This is a genomic window from Mycobacterium paraseoulense (assembly GCF_010731655.1).
Taxonomy (GTDB): Bacteria; Actinomycetota; Actinomycetes; order Mycobacteriales; family Mycobacteriaceae; genus Mycobacterium; species Mycobacterium paraseoulense.
On sequence record NZ_AP022619.1, the window covers coordinates 522794 to 543439 of the forward strand.

Here is a 20646-nt window from a genome sequence, read left to right on the forward strand (position 1 = left end):
GCGCTCAGTCCCGGAACCGCTCGCGCCGCAGGAGCGAGGCCAGCAGCCCCATCCCGCCGACCATGCACATCAGCCCGGGCGCCGCGATCGGTGGGCCCATGGGCACGTTGTAGGACGCGTTCTTCCATCCGCCCGGTTTGCGTGCCACCCCGCGCGCATGCAGGTACTCGCCCATGAGGCCGTTGGCCGTGTAGACGCCCGCCGTGATCGGCAGCCACAGCTTGGCCCAGCGTCGCGAGAACACCCCGCCGATTCCGGCGACGACCACGGGCGGGGTGACCACGATCGGGCTCCACATCCATTTGTTGCCGAAACTGGCTTTGTAGTGCTCGAAATAGATTTCGGCCGTGGTGACCAGGGCCGCCATGGCCGTCAGTCCGGACAGCGAGCGTTCGAAGCGTCCGTGCGCGACGTCGTACAACGCCCGCTCGCCCAACTGCATCGCCTCGTGCTTGCGCCTTCCACCGTTGCCTAACAACAACATTGGTTTCCCTTCCTGGCTCGTTGGTCCATGTGCGTCAGCCGATTGATTACGCGTACTGATCTACGCGGAGATACGGGATGTATTGCGAGGCACGAACTGTCGGGATAGCCTGCCGCTCCGGCCGCCGTGCGCCGAGAATGTCGGACGCCGCCTTGCCCATGCGTCACCTCACTCCCGACACAAAACACGCTCAGGCAGCCAGCGCGATGACCGCCCAGAGAACTGGCATGCGCCCAGCTGCGTGTTTCAACCGAGGTGGTCCCGACGGCCCGTCGTGACCGAAGCGCATCCGGTGCGTACCCGATTCCTGCCGGTGTAAACAGTTCGACCGGTGTCGGGTTGACGGCCAAGCGCCTCTCAACAGTTGTCAGTGGGCCGCCCTACTATCGAACCCATGTTCGAGTATGCGCTGGCGTCGCGGTCGACGCCGGAGTCGGCGGCGTTGCTGGCTCGGGTGCGGGAAGCGGGCCGCGCGGAGGCGCGGGCGGCCGCGGAACGCCTTGTGGCGGTCGGGGACCTGCTGGTGTTGCGCTGCCGCGATAGCGGCGAGCGGGCGGACTGGGCGGCCGACGCGTGGGCGGCGGTCGCCGGGCAGGTCGGCGCGGCGTTGGGCTGCAGCCTGGCGATCGCGCATGGCCAGCTGCACCATGCGATGGCGATGCGCGGGCGGCTGCCGCAGGTCGGCAAGGCGTTTCAGGCCGGTGACCTCGACTATCGGGCCTTTCAGACGATCGTGTTCCGCACCGACTTGATCACCGACCCAGACGTCATGGCGCGGGTGGATGCCCGGCTGGCGGCGCTGCTGTCGCGGCGTCCGTCGCTGACCCGGGCGGGCCTGAGCGCGGCGGTGGATCGGGTGGTGGCGCTGGTGGATGCCGACGCGGTGCGCCGGGCCAAGAAGGCGATCGCCGATCGCTTTGTGGATGTGCAGGCCGACGAGTCGGGGATGGCGTGGCTGACCGGCAGCCTGTTCGGCGCCGACGGGCATGCGCTGGATCGGCGCCTCGATGAGTTGGCGCGCAGCGTGTGTGGCGCCGATCCGCGTACCCGGCGGCAGCGCCGCGCGGATGCGCTGGGCGCGCTGGCCGCCGGTGCTGATCGGTTGAGCTGTCAGTGCGGAACCCCGCGGTGCGCCGGCGCGGCGCGCACGCCGAGCAGTGTGGTGATCCATGTCGTCGCCGAGCAGGCTACGGTCGCCGGGCGCGGCGCGGCGCCCGGTGTGCTGCCCGGTTGCGAGGGACTCCTGCCGGCCGAGGTGATCGCCGAACTGGCGCGCTCGGCCAGGCTGGTTCCGCTCGGCGTGCCCACCGAGGCCGAACCCCGGTACACGCCGTCGGCCAAGCTGGCGGATTTCGTGCGGTGCCGGGATTTGACGTGTCGGGCGCCCGGGTGTGACCGGCCGGCCGTCGACTGCGACATCGACCATACGATCCCCTACGCCGAGGGCGGCTTGACGCATGCGTCGAACCTGAAATGCCTGTGCCGCCAGCATCATTTGCTGAAGACCTGCTGGGGTTGGCGCGATCGGCAACTGCCCGACGGCACCCTGATCTGGTGGCTGCCCGACGGGCACACCTACGTCACCACTCCCGGCAGCGCGTTGCTGTTTCCCAGCCTGTGCGCGCCCACCGGCGACCTGCCCGCGCCCGCGACACCCGAGCGGTGCGCCCAGCGCACCGCGATGATGCCCCGGCGTACCCGCACCCGCGCGCAGAACCGGGCGCGACGCGTCGCCACCGAACGCCACCACAACCGCCAGGCCCGCTCGGCGACCCGACCCGCCCAAACCGGCCCCGCACCACCGGACGGCGAACCCCCGCCGTTCTGATCAGACGGACTTGGTGACGCCGACGTAGGACAACACCACGTCGGATTCGTCGGTCATTTGCGTCAGCGTCGCATAGGACCGGATGAACGACTGCCCCACGCACCCGTCGATTTTGACGTGGAAGCCGGTGACGATGACCCGCGGATTCGGGCCCTTGAAGTCTTTCCTGGCCACCGGTACGACGAGTACGACGCCGGGCTTGAGGCCCACGGTGACCACGCCGTTCAGCGGCGTAGTGACCAAGGGCACGAGTACGGGCGCACCGGCCGCCAGGCCCGCGAGTCCAAGGCCCGGGCTGACGCCGGCGCTGCCGGCGATGGTGACGCCGTTGGACGTGCTCATGTCGATTCCGCAGCCGATCTCGTAACCCACCTCGAGGAGGCCGCGAGGCTGTTCGAGCCCGTCCAGCGAACCGAAGAACGTTCCCCGGGCGAGGTATTCACGGGACGAGACCGCGGTGGTCAACGGCGCTATGGGGACTTGCGACTCGTCCTTGGCCGCGAGGGTCAATGTCCAGCCTTCGGGCGTCGTGAAGGTCACCGGGTCCGACGACGGCACCAGCGCGTCGTCCGGGGGCCCCGCGGTGGCCGCGACGTTTTCAGCGTCGGGATCGGCGGCCGCCGGAGGCGCCGAGATCACCGACATGACCACGCACAACGCGAGGATCGCGACGCGACGGACGACGACGGCAACCGGCCACACGAGCGATACCGTATGCGCGGCCCGATTCCGGTCCCGAAATTTGCTGGTCGCCCAGCCGAAGTCGTTGTGCGTTCGTGACCGTTACGGGATAAGGGTGCGGAATTCTGAGGTGACAGGTCGCGCGCGTCGGTGTCGGCCCGAACAAGCCGTACTCACTTCGTTTGCCGCCCGGTAAGATTGCTGCATTGGTGGCCAGTGATCCGGCCGACGACAGAGGGGCTGACGATGAAGACCCATCTGCGCGCTCGCGGACTGCTGGCCGGTGCCGTGACCGCCCTGGCCCTCACGGGCGGCGCGGGCGTGGCGCACGCGGATTCCGACCCCGCGCTGCCGCCTGGGCCGGGCTTAATCAACCAACTCATCACGTCGACTCCCGCGTTGAACCCCGATCCGGCCGACGAGGACGGTCCGTCGACGGGCTCGGATGCCGTCGGCATGTATTGCGAAAACCGATTCGCGCGGTGCCGGTAGCGAGACCGGCGGGACGCACGCCTCGCTGAGCGGCTGACGCCGCCGCCCTCATCACGGGCCTCGGCCGGTTCCCATCCCACCGCCCGCGAGCAAATCGCCTGGCCAGAACCATCGGGCCCGCCGGTATGCCATGATGTCGGAGCTGTCAAGACATAGGGGAGCGGCCGTGGATCTCAACTTGTCGATCGTCACGCGACCGGTGGAGCGCCTGATAGCTACGGCGCAGAACGGGCTGGAAGTCGTCCGGCTGGGGGGCCTGGAAACGGGTAGCGTCCCATCGCCGTCGCAAATCGTCGAGAGCGTGACGATGTACAAGCTCCGGCGTTATTTCCCGCCCGACAGCCGACCGGACAAGCCGCCGGTGGGCCCCCCGGTGCTGATGGTGCACCCGATGATGATGTCGGCCGACATGTGGGACGTCACCCGCGAGGACGGTGCGGTCGGCATCCTGCACGCCAGCGGGCTCGACCCGTGGGTCATCGACTTCGGCGAACCCGACAAGGTCGAAGGCGGCATGCGACGCACCCTGGCCGACCACATCGTCGCGCTCAGCCAGGCCATCGACACCGTCAAGGACGTCACGGGCAGCGACATCCACCTGGTCGGATATTCCCAAGGCGGCATGTGGTGCTACCAGGTCGCCGCCTACCGGCGGTCGAAGAGCCTGGCCAGCATCGTCACCTTCGGGTCGCCCGTCGACACCCTGGCCGCCTTGCCGATGGGCATCCCGGCAAACTTCGCCGCGCCCGCCGCCAGCTTCATGGCCGACCACGTCTTCAGCCGGCTGGCCATCCCCAGCTGGATGGCGCGCACCGGATTTCAGATGCTCGACCCCCTCAAGACCGCCAAGGCGCGCGTCGACTTCGTCCGCCAGCTGCACGACCGGGAGGCGCTGCTCCCGCGCGAACAGCAGCGCCGATTCCTCGAACGCGAAGGCTGGATCGCCTGGTCCGGGCCGGCGATCTCCGAACTGCTCAAGCAGTTCATCGCCCACAACCGGATGATGACCGGCGGCTTCGCCGTCAACGGGCAGATGGTCACGCTCACCGACATCACCTGCCCGGTGCTGGCCTTCGTCGGCGAGGTGGACGATATCGGGCAGCCGGCGTCGGTGCGCGGCATCCGGCGGGCGGCGCCCGACGCCGAGGTCTACGAAAAGCTCATCCGCACAGGGCATTTCGGCTTGGTCGTGGGATCCAAAGCGGCGCAGCAGAGCTGGCCGACCGTCGCCGAATGGGTGAAATGGCTCTCCACCGGCGGCGACAAACCGGACGGCATCGACCTGATGGCCGACCAGCCCGAGAAGCACACCGACAGCGGCGTCGCGCTCAGTTCCCGGCTCGCGCACGGCATCGGCGAGGTCTCCGAGGCGGCGCTGGGCGTGGTCCGCGGCGCGGCCAACACGGTGGTCGCGGCCAACAAGTCGATGCGCACCCTGGCGGTCGAGACGGCACGTACGCTGCCCCGCCTGGTCCGGCTGGGCCAGATCAACGACCACACCCGCATCTCGTTGGGCCGCATCATCGACGAACAGGCGCACGACGCCCCGCAGGGCGAATTCCTGCTGTTCGACGGGCGCGTGCACACCTACGAGGCCGTCAACCGGCGCATCAACAACGTCGTCCGTGGCCTGATCGAGGTCGGGGTGCGGCAAGGCGACCGGGTCGGCGTCCTGATGGAGACGCGGCCCAGCGCGCTGGTCGCCATCGCAGCGCTGTCGCGGCTCGGCGCCGTCGCCGTCGTGATGCGACCGGACTCCGACCTGGCGGCGTCGGTCCGGCTCGGCGGAGTGACGGAGCTGCTGACCGACCCCGCCAACCTGGCGGCGGTGCTGGCGTCGGACCGACAGGGGCTGCGCCAGGTGCTGGTGCTCGGTGGTGGCGAGGCGCGGGATCTGCACCTGCCCGACGACAGCGACGTCATCGACATGGAACGGATCGACCCGGACGCCGTGGAGCTGCCCGGCTGGTATCGGCCCAACCCGGGGCTGGCCCGGGACCTGGCGTTCGTCGCGTTCAGCGCGGCCGGCGGCGAGCTGGTGGCCAAGCAGATCACCAACTACCGCTGGGCGGTATCGGCCTTCGGGACCGCATCGACGGCCGCCCTGGACCGCCGGGACACCGTGTACTGCCTGACGCCGTTGCACCACGAGTCGGCGCTGTTGGTGAGCCTGGGCGGCGCGGTGGTCGGCGGCACGCGCATCGCGCTCTCCCGCGGCCTGGACCGCGACCGGTTCGTTCAAGAGGTGCGGCAGTACGGCGTCACGGTCGTCTCCTACACCTGGGCCATGCTCCGCGAGATCGTCGACGATCCCGCGTTCGTGCTGCACGGCAACCACCCGGTGCGGCTGTTCATCGGTTCCGGTATGCCGACGGGCCTGTGGGCCCGGGTCGTCGACGCGTTCGCGCCGGCTCATGTCGTCGAGTTCTTCGCGACCACCGACGGGCAAGCGGTGCTGGCCAACGTGTCCGGCGCCAAGATCGGCAGCAAGGGCCGTCCGCTGCCCGGCGCCGGGCGCATCGAGCTGGCCGCCTACGACGTCGAGCAGGACCTGATCCTCGAGAACGACCGTGGGTTCGTCCAAATCGCCGAGCCCAAACAGGTCGGGGTGCTGCTCGCGGTGTCCAACGGCCCGATCGACCCGACGGCGTCGGTCAAACGCGGAGTGTTCGCCGCCGGCGACACCTGGATCTCGACCGAGTATCTGTTCTACCGCGACGACGACGGCGACTACTGGCTGGCGGGCAGGCGCGGCTCGGTGGTCCACACCGCGCGCGGTCCCGTGTTCGACGAGCCGGTCAACAACGTGCTCGGCTGCGTCAACGGCGTCGACCTCGCGGTGACCTACAACGTGCCCGTCGGTGACCGCCAGGTCGCCGTCTCGGCGGTGACGCTGCTGCCGGGGGCCAGCGTCACCGCGGCCGACCTGACCGATGCCGTGGCCAAGATTCCCATCGGCGTCGGTCCCGACATCGTTCAGGTATGCCCGGAGATGACACTGAGCGCGACCTACCGCCCGACCGTCAGTGCCCTGCGCGCGGCGGGAATTCCCAAGCCGGGCCGCCAGGTGTGGTACTTCGACACCGAGGGCAACTTCTTCCGCAAGCTGACCCCGAGCGTGCGGTCCGAGCTGAGCGGGCGCGCCGATGGTTGACGATGCGCTGCTCGCCATCCTGGTCTGCCCGGCCGACCGGGGCCCGTTGCTGCTGGTGGATGACGAGCTGCTGTACAACCCGCGGCTGCGGCGCGCCTACCGCATCGAGGACGGCATCCCGGTGCTGCTCGTCGACGAGGCCCGCGACGTCGACGACGACGAGCACGCCCGGCTCATGGCACGAGCCCGGCCGGCAGATCCCCGGTGAGGTAGCGCTGCAGGTTCGGCGCTATGGTCTGCGCGACCTGCTGGGCCGGCAGTGACGCGAACGGCTCCAGCGCCAGGATGTAGCGCGCCATCACCACGCCGACCAGCTGCGACGCGACGAACTGAACGCGGATGACCCCGCTTCCCGGCGGATTGTCAACTCGCGGGCCGACTTCCACCGCGATCACGTCCTCGATGAACGTGCGGAACAGATTGACCTCCGAGCCGGCCAGGATGGACCGCAGCGTGGCGATGAAGCCCGTGCCCAGGTCGGAATCCCACAGCGGCAACAACATCGAAGGCAGCCGGTAACCGATCTCCTCGATCGGCACGTCGCGCAGCGGGCCGATGATGTCCATCGGATCGATCGGAATGTGGACGGCCGCGGCGAACAGTTTCTCCTTGGTGCCGAAGTAGTGATGCACCAGCGCCGAATCGACGCCCGCGGCCGCCGCCACCGCGCGGATGGACGTATTGCCAATTCCGTTGGTGGCGAACAGTTCCCGGGCGCTGGCAAGAATGCGGTTGCGGGTGTCGGAGCTTCCGGCGGGCCGCCCGGGCCGCCTGCGCCCGGTCCTGGTGTCCGTCACGTCAAACTATCCGCCACGTTAAGGCGTCCGTCGCCGCAGCGTCGCGGCGGCCAGGCACAGCGACGCGAGCGCGAAACCCAGCACGACGACGATGTCGCGCACCGCGACGTAGGTCAGCTGCGGGTGCATACCCACCTGTTGCAGCGCCTCCAGTGCGTAGCTGGCCGGCATAACGTTGCTGACCCACTGCAGCCAGTGCGCCATCAGGGCCCGGGGCACGATGATGCCGGCCAGCAACAGCTGCGGCACCATCACCAGCGGGATGAACTGCACGGCCTGGAACTCGGTGCGGGCGAAGGCACTACACAGCAGGCCCAGGCCCACGCCGAGGACGGCGTTGACGATCGCGATCACGAACACCCACGCCGGGCTGCCCGCGGTGTCGAAACCGAGCAGCCAGAACGACACGATGCACGCCAGGGTGGCCTGTGCCGCGGCGGCCGTCGAGAAGGCGGTGCCGTAGGCCATCAGCAGATCGAACCGCCGCAGGGGAGTGGTCAGAATGCGCTCCAGCGTGCCGGAGGCCCGTTCCCGCTGCATGGTGATCGCCGTGATGATGAACATCACGAACAGCGGGAAAAGCCCGAGCAGGATCAGGCAGGCGTTGTTGAACGGCGAGGGCATGCCCGGCCGGTGCGGCTCGTTCGGGAGCATGTAGTACATCAACGTGATCACCAAGATCGGCACGAACAGGATCATGGCGACGCTGCGGTGGTCGGCCGCCAGTTGGCGCAGGATGCGCGTCGTGGTGGCGGTATATCCCTTGAGGCCTAACCGGCCTGGCGCATGATGCTGCGCTTGATGATGGACAGAAACGCGTCCTCCAGTGACGTGCATCCGGTGTCCTCTCGTAGTCGGCTCGGGGTGGTGTGCGCGAGCAGATGGCCGTCGCGCATCAGCAGCAGGTCACCGCAGTGGTCGGCCTCGTCCATGACGTGGCTGGACACCAGCAGCGTGGTTCCGCCGCTGGCGAGATCGGTGAACTGCTCCCACAGGTCCGCGCGCAGGACGGGGTCCAGGCCCACCGTCGGCTCGTCGAGCACGAGCAGCGCGGGCCGGCAGACCAGCGCGCACGCCAGCGACACCCGGGTGCGCTGACCGCCGGAAAGGTTGCCGCAGAAGGCGGTTCGGTGATCGGCCAGCCCGACCCGTTCGATCGCGGCTTCGGCGGCCTGGCGGTCGAAACCGTAGAGCGAGGCGAAGTACCGGACGTTGTCGACGACGCGCAGGTCGTTGTAGATGGTCGGGTCCTGCGGCAGGTAGCCGACCCGGCGGTGCAGCGGCGCCGACCCGGCCGGGTGGCCGAGCACGGCGACGGATCCCGAGTTCACGATCTGAGTGCCGACGATGCACCGCATCAGGGTGGTCTTGCCGCAGCCGGACGGGCCGAGCAGGCCGGTGATGCTGCCGCGTGCGATCTGCACCGAGAAGTCGTGCAGGGCGGGCCGCTTGCCGCGGATCACCCGCAGGTGATCGATGCGGACGGCGGGCTCGGTGATTAATTCATCACGCGATGAAGTCATCATGCGATGAATAATCGTCCTCCGGATAGGGGCTGTCAAGGGCGCGGGGGTCGCCAAGGTGAAGGGCGCCGCCCCTGGCGTAGGGGAATTCGCCCCTGATGGATGGGACGGCGCCGTGGCGGCGTCTCAGCGGGTGGACGAACCCGGGCGGCTCTGGGGCAGGTGCCCGTGCACGCCCTCGGCGTAGGCCGTCTCGGCGTGCTGGGTGAGGTCGACGCCGGTGGTCTCGTCTTCGGCGGTGACGCGGAAGCCGATCACCCGGTCGATCACCTTCGCGAGCACGAACGACACCGTGAAGGCGTAGAGCGCGACGACGACGATCGCGAGCGCCTGCTTGCCCAGTTGGGCGAAGCCGCCCCCGTAGAACACGCCCCGCGGGCCCGACGTCATGACCGCCGTCGCGAACAGCCCGATCAACGACACCCCGACAACGCCGCCGACGAAGTGCACACCGACCACGTCGAGCGAATCGTCGTAGTTGAAGCGGAATTTCGCGCTGACCGCGAACGAGCACACGATCCCGGCCGCGAGCCCGACGACCGCCGCGCCCAGCGTGTTGACGGTTCCGCACGACGGCGTGATGGCGACCAGCCCGGCCACCACGCCGGACGCCGCGCCGAAGGTGGTGGGCCGGCCGTCGCGGATCTGTTCGACCGACAGCCAGCCCAGCATGCCCAGGCACCCGGCGACGAGCGTGTTGAGGAAGATCGCCGCGGCGGTCCCGTTGGCGGCCAGGGCGGAACCGGCGTTGAACCCGAACCAGCCGAACCACAGCAGCCCGACGCCGAGCAACACCAGCGGCAGATTGTGCGGCCGCATGGCGTCCTTCTTGAAGCCGATGCGGGGCCCGAGCACCAGCGCCAGGGCCAGGGCCGAGGAACCGGACACGATCTCGACGACGAGGCCCCCCGCGTAGTCGAGCACCCCGAGCTTGGCCAGCCAGCCGCCGGGCCCCCACACCCAGTGCGCCACAACCGAATACACCACGACCGTCCAGACCGGGACGAACACCATCCACGCGGCGAACTTCGCGCGGTCGGCGATCGCGCCGCTGACCAGGGCGGCCGTGATGATCGCGAACGTGACCTGGAACGTCGCGTACAGCAGCTCGGGAACCGCGCCGTGCGCGGTGTCGGGGGTGATGCCCAGCATCCCGACATGCCTGAGGTTGCCGAGGAACCCGCGGGCGCCGTCCTCGGAGAACGCGATGGTGTAGCCGAGCAGCAGCCACGCCACCGTGACCAGCGGGATGGAGATGAAGCTCATCATGATCATGTTGAGCACCCCGGTGGTGCGGACCATGCCGCCGTAGAAGATGGCCAGACCGGGGGTCATCAGCAGCACCAGCGCGGTGCTGGCCAGCAGCCACGCGGTCGCGGCGGGGTCGATCGGATGCATGACGTGCGCTCCTTCACAGGTCCCGGGACACCGGGATACTGCCATGACGGCGCTGCCGGTACGTTCGGTGGGTGGCCGCACGCCAGCTGCTCGTCGACCCCGTCGCGGCCGCTCATCGGCTCCTTGGCGCCACCCTCACCGGGCGCGGCGTCAGCGCCCTGATCGTCGAAGTCGAGGCGTACGGCGGCGTTCCCGACGGCCCCTGGCCGGACGCCGCAGCGCATTCCTACCGCGGCATCAGCGGGCGCAACGCGGTGATGTTCGGGCCCCCCGGCCGGCTCTACACCTATCGCAGCCACGGAATCCACGTGTGCGCCAACGTCTCCTGCGGCCCCGACGGGACCGCCGCGGCCGTGTTGCTGCGGGCCGCCGCCCTCGAGGAGGGCACCGATACCGCGCGCGCCCGGCGCGGCGAGCTGGTCCGCGGTGCCGCGCTGGCGCGGGGCCCGGGCAACCTGTGTTCGGCCCTGGGAATCACCATGGACGACAACGGCATCGACGTTTTCGACCCCGCCAGCCCGGTGACCCTGGAACTCAACGAGCCGCTGGGCGCCGTGTCCGGTCCGCGCGTCGGGGTCAGCCAGGCCGCGGACCGGCCGTGGCGATTCTGGCTTCCGGGCCGCCCGGAGGTGTCGGCGTACCGGCGCAGCCCACGCGCGCCGGCACCCGGCGCGAGCGACTAGCCTAGGCCGGGGCCGGCGCGGCGACAGCGCGGAAGGCGGGGTCGACCCGGCGCGCGAGGAAAACGAAGGTGACGGCCAGCAGGGGTGCGACGGCACTGTATAACGCGGCCGGCATGGCCATTTCGGCGCTGTTCAGCAGCTGCGGGCTCAACGCGACGCCCATCGCCACCACGGCATTGTGCATTCCGACCTCCAGGCTGACCGCCACGGCCTGCCGGGGTGCCAGGCGCATCAAGCGCGGCGCCAGGTAGCCGACCGTCAGGCTCACGGCGCAGAACGCCACGACGGCTCCGCTGAGCGCGCCGAAGTGATGCCACAACGTCGTTCGTCCTCCGGCGACGGCGCCGAGCACGGCGACAACCAGCAACGCCAACGCGACGATGCGGACCGGCTTCTGCAGCCGCCCGGCCAGCTCCGGGAAGCGGTGGCGGACGGCCACCCCGATCGCGATCGGGATGAGCACCAGGCCGAACACCGTGAAGAACTTGTCGACCTGAAGCGGCAGGAACCGGCCTCCGCCGAGGAACCAGGTCATCGACACGGCCAGGATCGCGGGCAGCGCGACGATCGACAGCACGGCGTTGATCGCGGTGAGTGTGAGGTTGAGGGCGAGGTCGCCGTTGAAGAGGTGGCTGAGGATGCTGGACATCGTCCCGCCGGGGGTGGCGGCCATCAGCATGAGCCCGACCGCCAGATGGGGCTCGAGGTGGGAGGCCTCGGCGATCACCAGGCACAGGGTGGGCAGCAGCAGCGACTGGCAGACCAGCGCCACCGCCAGTGGTTTGCGCATGGTGGCGGCCCGCTTGAAATCGGCGACCGTGAGCGTCAGCCCGAGGGCCAGCATCACCACCACGACGACCAGCGGCCAGTATCGGTTGTCCATAACGCTCCACGTTGGTGCGCTCAGCGGGGGAAGGGCGATGGCGCGACGATGCGCCGCGCAGTCAGCTTGCCTCATCCCGCAGCGCATGGGCGAATCGCGGCCGCGCGAGCGACTAAAGTCGGCGGCGATGTCTTCCGGGATCCTTGACGAGCTGGGCTGGCGCGGGCTGATTGCGCAGTCCACCGACCTCGACGCGCTGGCCGCCGAGGCGCAACGCGGGCCGATGACGGTGTACGCCGGTTTCGACCCCACCGCGGCCAGCCTGCACGCGGGGCACCTGGTGCCGCTGCTGGCGCTGCGCCGGTTCCAGCGCGCCGGCCACCGCCCGATCGTGCTCGCCGGCGGGGCCACCGGCATGATCGGGGACCCCCGCGACGTCGGGGAGCGCGCCCTGAACGAGGCCGACACCGTCGCCGAATGGACCGAGCGCATTCGCGGGCAGCTGGAGCGCTTCGTCGACTTCGACACGTCCCCGACCGGGGCCGTCGTCGTCAACAACCTGGACTGGACGGCCCCGTTGTCGGCCATCGAATTCCTGCGCGACCTCGGCAAGCACTTCTCGGTCAACGTGATGCTGGACCGCGACACCATCCGGCGGCGGCTGGAGGGCGAGGGCATCTCCTACACGGAGTTCAGCTACCTGCTCTTGCAGGCCAACGACTACGTCGAACTGCACCGCCGGTACGGCTGCGCGCTCCAGATCGGCGGCTCCGACCAGTGGGGCAACATCATCGCCGGGGTCCGGTTGGCCCGCCAGAAGCTGGGCGCGACGGTGCACGCGCTGACGGTGCCGTTGGTGACCGCGGCCGACGGCACCAAGTTCGGCAAATCCACCGGCGGCGGCAGCCTGTGGCTCGACCCCGCGATGACCACCCCGTACGCCTGGTACCAGTACTTCTTCAACACCGCCGACGCCGACGTGATCCGCTACCTGCGCTGGTTCACCTTCCTGCCCGCCGACGAGCTGGCCGAGCTGGAACGGGCCACGGCCGAGCGCCCGCAGCAGCGTGCCGCCCAGCGACGGCTGGCCCGCGAGCTCACCGTGCTGGTGCACGGGGAGGCGGCCACCGAGGCGGTCGAGCACGCCAGCCGGGCGCTCTTCGGGCAGGGCGAACTGGACCGCCTGGACGAGGCGACACTGGCGGCGGCGCTGCGCGAGGCGTCGGTCGCCGAGCTCAAACCCGGCGGCCCGGACGGGATCGTCGACCTGCTGGTCGCGAGCGGGCTGTCCGAGAGCCGGAAGGCCGCGCGCCGCACCGTTGGCGAGGGCGGGGTGTCGGTCAACAACGTCCGGATCGACAGCGAGGAGTGGGCGCCGCAACCCACCGACTTCCTGCACGGCCGGTGGCTGGTGCTGCGCCGCGGCAAGCGCACGATCGCCGGGATCGAAAAGGTCTAGGACCGCACCCGCAAAACGCGGTGGTGCGCCAATCTTTACCGGACGGTGTTGCGGTTGTGACCCGCGTTGGCCAGGGTGGTCACGATGACATCACTCAGGCGTGTGGAATGGGCCGTGCTGCGCGTCCTGGGGGTGAGCGCGTGCGTGGCGGGCATGGCCGCGCCACTGGCGGCGCCCGTCCGCGCCGACATGCGGGGGAACGCGTTCCTGATGGCGCTCAGCAACGCCGGCATCACCTATCCGCACCCGGAGAGCGCCCTGGCGCTGGGCCAGTCGGTGTGCCCGATGCTGGTCATGCCGGGCCAGTCGTTCGACTCGGTCGCCGACGAAATGGCCAGCCGCAGCGGCCTGGGCTACGAGTCGGCGGGCCTGTTCACCATCGTGGCGGTGGCCAACTACTGCCCGGCGGTGATAGCGCCGCTGCTGCAGAACCGGCTCACGGCGTACTAGCGATCGAGCCACCCGTATCCTCGGCTGCGTGGTCGACGACAGGCAGCGGCAGCGGGGCGAACGGCGCCCGCGTCCGGCGGGCAATTGGTCGGGCCCGGGCCGCGCCCGGCCGGTCCAGCCGCAGCAGCCCGACGCCCGCCGCACGCCGGATCCCGGGCCGCCGATACCCCCGGGCGTCGAGGCCCGGCAGCTGGCGCCCGAGATCCGCGGCGAACTGAGCACCCTGGACCGGGCCACGGCCGACGCGGTGGCGCGCCACCTGGTCGCCGCCGGTGAGCTGCTCGACGAAGACCCGGAGGCCGCGCTGAGTCATGCCCGCGCCGCCCGCGCGCGGTCCAGCAGGATCGCCGCTGTTCGCGAGGCCGTCGGGATCGCCGCCTATCACTGTGGCGACTGGGCGCAGGCGCTGGCCGAATTGCGCGCCGCCCGCCGGATGGGCAGCAAGTCCAGCCTGCTCGCCCTGATCGCGGATTGCGAACGCGGACTTGGCCGCCCGGAACGGGCCATCGAACTCGCGCGCGGTCCGGAGGCGGCCCAGCTCGACGGTGACGACGCCGACGAGCTGCGCATCGTCGCCGCCGGGGCGCGCGCGGACCTCGGGCAGCTGGAGCAGGCGCTGACCGTTTTGTCCACGCCGCAACTCGACCCGGCTCGCAGGGGCTCGACGGCGGCGCGGTTGTTCTACGCCTACGCCGACACGCTCTTGGCCCTCGGCCGCGATGACGAAGCGCTGCAATGGTTTCTGCGCTCGGCGGCTGCCGATGTCGAAGGCGTCACCGACGCCGAAGATCGGGTCAGCGAGCTGGGACCCCGATGACAAGCGTTGCGCGCCAATACGATTGCCTGCTGCTCGACCTGGATGGGACGTTGTTTCGCGGCCGCCGGCCCACCGAGGGCGCGGTGGAAGCCCTGGCCGAGGTGCGCAGCCGCGCGTTCTTCATCACCAACAACGCGTCGCGCAGCGCCGCCGAGGTCGCCGCGCACCTGAGAGAACTCGGCTTCACCGCCACCGCCGACGATGTCGCCACCAGCGCCCAGAGCGCGGCCCGGCTGCTGGCCGCTCAGCTGCCGGCCCGATCGCCGGTGCTGATCGTGGGCACCGACGCGCTGGCCGACGAGGTCGCGGCCGTCGGGCTGCGCCCGGTGCGCCGGTTCGACGACGACCCGGTCGCCGTCGTCCAGGGCCTGTCGATGAGCGTCGGCTGGCCGGACCTGGCCGAGGCCGCGCTGGCCATCCGGTCCGGCGCGCTGTGGGTGGCGGCCAACGTCGACCCCACGCTGCCCACCGAGCGGGGCCTGCTGCCGGGGAACGGATCCATGGTCGCCGCGCTGCGCGCGGCCACCGGCGCCGAACCGCAGGTCGCGGGCAAACCGGCGCCCGGATTGCTCACCGACGCGGCGGCCAGGGGCGATTTCCGCGCGCCCCTGGTGGTCGGCGACCGGCTCGACACCGACATCGAGGGCGCCAACGCGGCCAGGCTGCCCAGCCTGTTGGTGCTCACCGGGGTCAACTCCGCGCGCGACGCCGTGTACGCCGAACCCGTGCACCGGCCCACCTATATCGGTCACGACCTGCGGGCGTTGCACTCCGACGGCGAGCGGCTGGCGGTCGGGCCGCAGCCGGGCTGGCGGGTCGACGTCTGCGAGCGGGCGGTGACCGTCAGCGCTGACGGGCCCGACGACGGCGACGGGCTGGAGATCGTGCGGGCGGTCGCCGGCGCGGTGTGGGACGCGCGGCAGGACGGGCGGCCGATCAGCATCGAGGCCGGCGACGCGCGCGCCCGCGAGGCGCTGCAGCGCTGGTCTCTGGGCTAGCGTTAGAGCGCAATGACTATCAATCCTGAAGAAATCCGCGCGGAAATCGACGCCCTGCTGGCCCGGCTGCCGGAGCCGGGCGCCCCGCAAAGCCCGGACAACGGGCCATCCCTCACCGAACTCGAGGAGATAGCGCGCCGCCTCTCCGAGGCGCACGACGTGCTGCTGGCGGCGCTGGAATCGGCGGAGAAGGGCTGAGTGCCCGCATGTCCCGCCGCGCCCGCGTCGACGCCGAGCTGGTCCGGCGCGGCCTCGCGCGATCGCGTCAGCAGGCCGCGGAGTTGATCGGCGCCGGGCGGGTCAGCATCGACGGGCTGCCGGCCCGCAAGCCGGGCACCGCCGTCGCCCTCACCGCGGCGCTGACCGTCACCGAAGACGGCGAACGGGACTGGGTGTCGCGCGGCGCGCACAAGCTCGTCGGCGCGCTGGACACCTTCGGGATCGACGTGGCGGGCCGCCGCTGCCTGGACGCCGGGGCGTCGACGGGCGGCTTCACCGAGGTGCTGCTGGATCGGGGCGCCACGGAAGTGGTCGCCGTGGACGTCGGCTACGGCCAGCTGGCGTGGTCGCTGCGCTGCGACCCGCGGGTGGTCGTCGTCGAGCGAACGAACGCCCGTGACCTGTCCCGGGAGGCGATCGGCGGGCCGGTCGACCTGGTGGTGGCCGACCTGTCGTTCATCTCGCTGGCCACGGTGTTGCCCGCGCTGGCTGGATGTGCTTCCCCCGCTGCGGATATCGTTCCCATGGTGAAGCCACAGTTCGAGGTGGGCCGGGGCCAGGTCGGCGCCGGCGGCGTCGTGCACGACCCCGCCCTGCGCGCCGGCGCCGTGCTGGGCGTGGCGCGCCGCGCCGGCGAGCTGGGCTGGCACACCGTCGGCGTCACCGCGAGCCCGCTGCCCGGCCCGTCGGGCAACGTCGAGTACTTCCTGTGGCTGCGCGCCCAGACCGATCGGGGGTTGGCGGATGAGGAGTTGGCGGCGGCGGTGCGAAACGCCGTGAGCGAGGGGCCGCAATGACCGCGTCGACCGAGCACCGCACCGTACTGATGGTGGTGCACACCGGCCGCGAGGAGGCCACCGAGACGGCGGCTCGCGTGCAGAAAGTGCTGAGCGACAACGACATTGCCCTGCGTGTGCTGTCCGCCGAGGCGGTCGACCGGGGCTCGTTGCAGGTGGCTCCCGACGACATCCGGGCGATGGGCGTCGAAATCCAGGTGGTCGACGCGGATCCGCATGCCGCCGACGGCTGCGAATTGGTGCTGGTGCTCGGTGGGGACGGCACGTTCCTGCGCGCGGCCGAACTGGCACGCAACGCCGGGATTCCGGTGCTGGGCGTCAACCTGGGCCGGATCGGTTTCCTGGCCGAGGCCGAGGCGGAGGCCATCGACAAGGTGCTGGACCACGTGGTCGCCCGCGACTACCGGGTGGAGGACCGCCTGACCCTCGACGTGATCGTGCACGCCGGCGGTCGCGAGATCGAACACGGGTGGGCGCTCAACGAGGTCAGCCTGGAGAAGGGCCCGCGGCTGGGCGTGCTCGGGGTGGTCGTCGAGATCGACGGGCGGCCCGTATCGGCGTTCGGATGCGACGGGGTGCTGGTGTCGACGCCGACCGGGTCCACCGCCTACGCCTTCTCCGCGGGCGGCCCGGTGCTGTGGCCGGACCTCGAGGCAATCCTGGTGGTGCCCAACAACGCTCACGCGCTGTTCGGCCGGCCGATGGTCACCAGTCCCGACGCCACCATCGCCATCGAGGTCGAGGCGGACGGCCACGACGCCTTGGTGTTCTGCGACGGTCGCCGCGAAATACTGATCCCGGCCGGCAGCCGGATCGAGGTGAGACGCTGTGACACGCCGGTGAAATGGGCACGCCTGGACAGCGCCCCGTTCACCGACCGGTTGGTGCGCAAGTTCCGGTTGCCGGTCACCGGCTGGCGTGGGAAGTAACGGCGCGGCTCGGAGCTGACTGAATGCTGACCGAAATCCGCATCGAGTCGCTCGGTGCGATCAGCGCGGCGGTCGGGGAGTTCGACCGCGGCCTGACCGTGCTGACCGGCGAGACCGGCACCGGCAAGACCATGGTGGTGACCGGGCTGCACCTGCTCGGCGGCGCCCGCGCCGACGCCACCCGGGTGCGGTCGGGCGCCGACCGCGCGGTCGTCGAAGGCCGTTTCACCACAACCGATCTCGAGGACGCCGTGGTGGCGCAGCTGGACGAGATGCTGGACGCGTCGGGCGCCGAACGCGACGAGGACGGCAGCGTGATCGCGCTGCGCTCGGTCAGCCGCGAGGGGCCGTCGCGGGCCTATCTGGGCGGTCGCAGCGTGCCGGCCAAGTCGCTGGGCGACTTCACCACCGAGCTGCTCACCCTGCACGGGCAGAACGACCAGCTGCGGCTGATGCGGCCCGAGGAGCAACGCGCCGCCCTGGACCGGTTCGCCAAGGCCGGAACCGCGCTCGAGCGCTACCGCAAACTGCGCGACGCCTGGCTCACCGCGCGCCACGACCTCGCCGACCGCCGCAACCGCATGCGCGAACTCGCGCTGGAGTCCGACCGACTGAACTTCGCGCTCAACGAGATTGACACCGTCGACCCGCAGCCGGGCGAGGACGACGCGCTGGTCGCCGATATCGTGCGGCTCTCCGAACTGGACACGCTGCGCGAGGCCGCGACCACCGCGCACGCGGCGCTCTCCGGGGCGCCCGACGACATGGAGGCCTCCGGACACTGCGCCGCCGACAGCCTGGGGCGCGCGAAGGCCGCCTTGGAGTCGACGGATGACGCGAAGCTGCGGGCGCTGGCCGGGCAGGTGGGCGAGGCGCTGACGGTGGTCGCCGACGCGGCGGGCGAACTGAGCGGATACCTGGACGAGCTGCCGGTCGACGCCAGCGCGCTGGAAGCCAAGCTGGCCCGGCAGGCCGAACTGCGGACGCTGACCCGCAAGTACGCCGCCGACGTCGACGGGGTGCTGCGCTGGGCGCAGGAGTCGCGGCAACGGCTGGCCCAACTCGACGTCTCCGAGGAGGGGTTGACGGCGCTGGCGGCCCGGGTCGACGAGCTCGCTCGTGAATTGGCCCAGGCCGCAGTCGATCTCAGCGGCATCCGGCGCAAGGCGGCCAAGCGGCTGGCCAAAGAGGTCACCGCCGAGCTGTCCGGGCTGGCGATGGCCGACGCGCAATTCAGCATCGACGTGCGCGACGACGTCGTCGCCGACAAGGACGATCCGGCCGCGCTCGCGCTCCCGTCCGGCGGGCTGGCCCGCGCCGGCACCGACGGCGTCGACCAGGTCGAGTTCGGTTTCGCGGCGCACCGCGGGATGGACCAGCTGCCACTGGCCAAGAGCGCGTCCGGCGGCGAGCTGTCCCGGGTGATGCTGGCGCTGGAGGTGGTGCTGGCGGCCTCGGCGGCGGGCACCACCATGGTGTTCGACGAGGTCGACGCCGGCGTCGGCGGCCGCGCGGCGGTGCAGATCGGGCGGCGGTTGGCGCGGTTGGCGCGCACGCACCAGGTGATCGTGGTGACGCATCTGCCGCAGGTCGCGGCCTACGCCGACGTGCACCTGGTGGTGCACAGCGCGGGGCCCAAGGGGACCAGCGTGGTGCGGCGGGTCACCGGCGACGAGCGGGTCGCCGAACTGGCGCGGATGATGGCGGGGCTGGGCGAGTCCGACAGCGGGCGCGCGCACGCCCGGGAACTGCTGGACGCGGCCCAGCGGGACGAGATCTGACCCGCCGCCCCACTCGGCGACTGCGCACCTTGGCGCGACCGACCCGTTAGCGGCTTGTGACTAATGGGACACTAGATAACTTCTGAGGCTGGTGTTACGGCGCGCCTCCACCCCTCATCCGGGCATCACCGACAGAATCGCCCCCATGAAGATGTCAGGCCTGCTTACTCGTAACACCGCCCGGCCGGGCCTCGTCGGCACCGCACGGGTGGACCGGAACATCGACCGACTGCTGCGCAGGGTCTGCCCCGGCGACATCGTGGTGCTCGACGTCCTGGACTTGGACCGCATCACGGCGGACGCCCTGGTGGAGGCCGACATCGCCGCGGTCGTCAACGCCTCGCCCTCGGTGTCGGGCCGCTATCCCAACATGGGGCCCGAGGTGCTGGTCAACAACGGGGTCACCCTGATCGACGAGACCGGACCCGACATCTTCAAGAAGGTCAAGGACGGCGCCAAGATCCGGCTGTACGAGGGCGGGGTCTACTCCGGCGACCGCAGGCTGGTCCGCGGCACCGAGCGCACCGACCACGACATCGCCGACCTGATGCGCGAGGCCAAGAGCGGCCTGTCCGCGCACCTGGAGGCGTTCGCCGGCAACACAATTGAGTTCATCAAGAGCGAGAGCCCGTTGTTGATCGACGGCATCGGCATCCCCGACATCGACGTCGACCTGCGGCGCCGGCACGTGGTCATCGTCGGCGACGAGCCCAGCGCCGAGGAGGACCTCAAGTCGCTCAAGCCGTTCATCAAGGAGTACCAGCCGGTGCTCTTCGGCGTGGGCAGCGGCGCGGACGTACTGCGTAAGCACGGTTATCGTCCGCAGGTCATCGTGGGCGATCCCGACCACATCAGCGCCGACGCCCTCAAGTGCGGCGCCCAGGTCGTCCTGCCCGCCGACGCCGACGGCCACGCGCCCGGGCTGGAGCGCATCCAGGACCTGGGTGTGGGGGCGATGACGTTCCCGGCGGCGGGTGCGGCGATCGACCTGGCCCTGCTGCTGGCCGATCATCACGGCGCCGCGCTGCTGGTGACCGCGGGCCACACCGCCAACATCGAGACGTTCTTCGACCGGACGCGCGCGCACAGCAACCCGTCGACCTTCCTGACCCGGCTTCGGGTGGGGGAGAAGGTGGTGGACGCGAAGGCCGTCGCCACCCTGTACCGCAATCACATCTCGGCGGGCGCCATCGCGCTGCTGGCGCTGACCATGTTGATCGCCGTCATCGTCGCACTGTGGGTGTCCCGCACCGACGGCATGGTGATGCACTGGGTCACCGAGTACTGGAACCACTTTTCCCTCTGGATTCAGCACCTGGTGACCTAGGTCCTC

21 protein-coding genes are annotated in these 20646 nt (G+C 70.5%); 14 read left to right on the forward strand and 7 right to left on the reverse strand.

All coding sequences use genetic code 11. The annotated features are described in order from the left end of the window. Positions 1-4 precede the first annotated feature (4 nt). Positions 5-484, reverse strand: a complete 480-nt coding sequence (locus G6N51_RS02215; protein WP_083176572.1) for a hypothetical protein — start codon at positions 482-484, stop codon at positions 5-7. A 394-nt stretch (positions 485-878) separates the two neighbouring features. On the opposite strand from G6N51_RS02215, the gene G6N51_RS02220 reads away from it, so the two are divergent. Continuing rightward, positions 879-2312, forward strand: a complete 1434-nt coding sequence (locus G6N51_RS02220; protein WP_163750624.1) for an HNH endonuclease signature motif containing protein — start codon at positions 879-881, stop codon at positions 2310-2312. Here G6N51_RS02220 and G6N51_RS02225 read toward each other — a convergent pair whose 3' ends face one another. Beyond that, the gene (locus G6N51_RS02225; RefSeq protein ID WP_083173891.1) at positions 2313-2957 is read right to left on the reverse strand and encodes an MspA family porin; all 645 of its coding nucleotides are present in this window, start codon (positions 2955-2957) and stop codon (positions 2313-2315) included. It lies immediately after the preceding gene. 282 nt (positions 2958-3239) lie between these two features. Between G6N51_RS02225 and G6N51_RS02230 the strand changes: the two genes are divergently transcribed. The 3 genes from G6N51_RS02230 to G6N51_RS02240 all read left to right on the forward strand — a co-directional run bounded on the left by G6N51_RS02230 (position 3240) and on the right by G6N51_RS02240 (position 6847). Continuing rightward, positions 3240-3485, forward strand: coding sequence for a hypothetical protein (locus G6N51_RS02230; RefSeq protein ID WP_142275123.1), 246 nt, complete (start codon positions 3240-3242; stop codon positions 3483-3485). Between the two features lie 166 nt (positions 3486-3651). Then, a complete protein-coding gene (locus tag G6N51_RS02235; protein WP_083173840.1) occupies positions 3652-6639 on the forward strand; it encodes an acyl-CoA synthetase in 2988 nt (995 codons plus the stop codon). Beyond that, entirely contained in the window at positions 6632-6847 is a 216-nt protein-coding gene (locus G6N51_RS02240; RefSeq protein WP_083173841.1) for a Trm112 family protein, read from the forward strand. The genes G6N51_RS02235 and G6N51_RS02240 overlap by 8 nt, the downstream gene beginning before the upstream one ends. On the opposite strand, the gene G6N51_RS02245 is transcribed toward G6N51_RS02240, so the two are convergent. From G6N51_RS02245 to G6N51_RS02260, 4 genes are all read right to left on the reverse strand, one after another. After that, positions 6813-7436, reverse strand: coding sequence for a TetR/AcrR family transcriptional regulator (locus tag G6N51_RS02245; protein WP_083173842.1), 624 nt, complete (start codon positions 7434-7436; stop codon positions 6813-6815). The two genes, G6N51_RS02240 and G6N51_RS02245, sit on opposite strands and share 35 nt — an antisense overlap. A gap of 18 nt (positions 7437-7454) precedes the next feature. Continuing rightward, entirely contained in the window at positions 7455-8273 is an 819-nt protein-coding gene (locus tag G6N51_RS02250) for an ABC transporter permease (protein WP_142275125.1), read from the reverse strand. Next, the gene (locus tag G6N51_RS02255; RefSeq protein WP_083173843.1) at positions 8207-8962 is read right to left on the reverse strand and encodes an ABC transporter ATP-binding protein; all 756 of its coding nucleotides are present in this window, start codon (positions 8960-8962) and stop codon (positions 8207-8209) included. Before G6N51_RS02255 ends, G6N51_RS02250 begins: the two co-directional genes overlap by 67 nt. Before the next feature lie 123 nt (positions 8963-9085). After that, positions 9086-10357 (reverse strand): ammonium transporter, encoded by a 1272-nt coding sequence (locus tag G6N51_RS02260; RefSeq protein ID WP_083173844.1) that lies wholly within the window; start codon positions 10355-10357, stop codon positions 9086-9088. Between the two features lie 71 nt (positions 10358-10428). On the opposite strand from G6N51_RS02260, the gene G6N51_RS02265 reads away from it, so the two are divergent. Next, positions 10429-11040, forward strand: a complete 612-nt coding sequence (locus tag G6N51_RS02265) for a DNA-3-methyladenine glycosylase (RefSeq protein WP_083173845.1) — start codon at positions 10429-10431, stop codon at positions 11038-11040. 1 nt (position 11041) lies between these two features. On the opposite strand, the gene G6N51_RS02270 is transcribed toward G6N51_RS02265, so the two are convergent. Next, positions 11042-12010, reverse strand: coding sequence for a bile acid:sodium symporter family protein (locus G6N51_RS02270; protein WP_306460846.1), 969 nt, complete (start codon positions 12008-12010; stop codon positions 11042-11044). 40 nt (positions 12011-12050) lie between these two features. Between G6N51_RS02270 and tyrS the strand changes: the two genes are divergently transcribed. The 9 genes from tyrS to steA all read left to right on the forward strand — a co-directional run bounded on the left by tyrS (position 12051) and on the right by steA (position 20640). After that, complete coding sequence (gene tyrS / locus G6N51_RS02275) at positions 12051-13322, forward strand: tyrosine--tRNA ligase (RefSeq protein ID WP_083173847.1); 1272 nt, start codon at positions 12051-12053, stop codon at positions 13320-13322. A 75-nt stretch (positions 13323-13397) separates the two neighbouring features. Continuing rightward, positions 13398-13772, forward strand: a complete 375-nt coding sequence (locus G6N51_RS02280; protein ID WP_269475048.1) for a DUF732 domain-containing protein — start codon at positions 13398-13400, stop codon at positions 13770-13772. A 28-nt stretch (positions 13773-13800) separates the two neighbouring features. Next, a complete protein-coding gene (locus tag G6N51_RS02285) occupies positions 13801-14589 on the forward strand; it encodes a tetratricopeptide repeat protein (RefSeq protein ID WP_083173848.1) in 789 nt (262 codons plus the stop codon). Continuing rightward, positions 14586-15587: an HAD-IIA family hydrolase gene (locus tag G6N51_RS02290; RefSeq protein WP_083173849.1), complete on the forward strand. Its 1002-nt coding sequence runs from the start codon at positions 14586-14588 to the stop codon at positions 15585-15587. Before G6N51_RS02285 ends, G6N51_RS02290 begins: the two co-directional genes overlap by 4 nt. Before the next feature lie 12 nt (positions 15588-15599). Continuing rightward, a complete protein-coding gene (locus G6N51_RS02295; protein WP_083173850.1) occupies positions 15600-15785 on the forward strand; it encodes a hypothetical protein in 186 nt (61 codons plus the stop codon). Positions 15786-15793: 8 nt separating this feature from the next. After that, the gene (locus G6N51_RS02300) at positions 15794-16603 is read left to right on the forward strand and encodes a TlyA family RNA methyltransferase (RefSeq protein ID WP_083173851.1); all 810 of its coding nucleotides are present in this window, start codon (positions 15794-15796) and stop codon (positions 16601-16603) included. Beyond that, positions 16600-17532 (forward strand): NAD kinase, encoded by a 933-nt coding sequence (locus G6N51_RS02305; protein WP_083173852.1) that lies wholly within the window; start codon positions 16600-16602, stop codon positions 17530-17532. The genes G6N51_RS02300 and G6N51_RS02305 overlap by 4 nt, the downstream gene beginning before the upstream one ends. A gap of 23 nt (positions 17533-17555) precedes the next feature. Further along, the gene (gene recN, locus G6N51_RS02310; protein WP_083173853.1) at positions 17556-19313 is read left to right on the forward strand and encodes a DNA repair protein RecN; all 1758 of its coding nucleotides are present in this window, start codon (positions 17556-17558) and stop codon (positions 19311-19313) included. A 145-nt stretch (positions 19314-19458) separates the two neighbouring features. Continuing rightward, on the forward strand, positions 19459-20640 hold the full coding sequence (gene steA, locus G6N51_RS02315; protein ID WP_083173854.1) for a putative cytokinetic ring protein SteA: 1182 nt from the start codon (positions 19459-19461) through the stop codon (positions 20638-20640). Positions 20641-20646 lie beyond the last annotated feature (6 nt).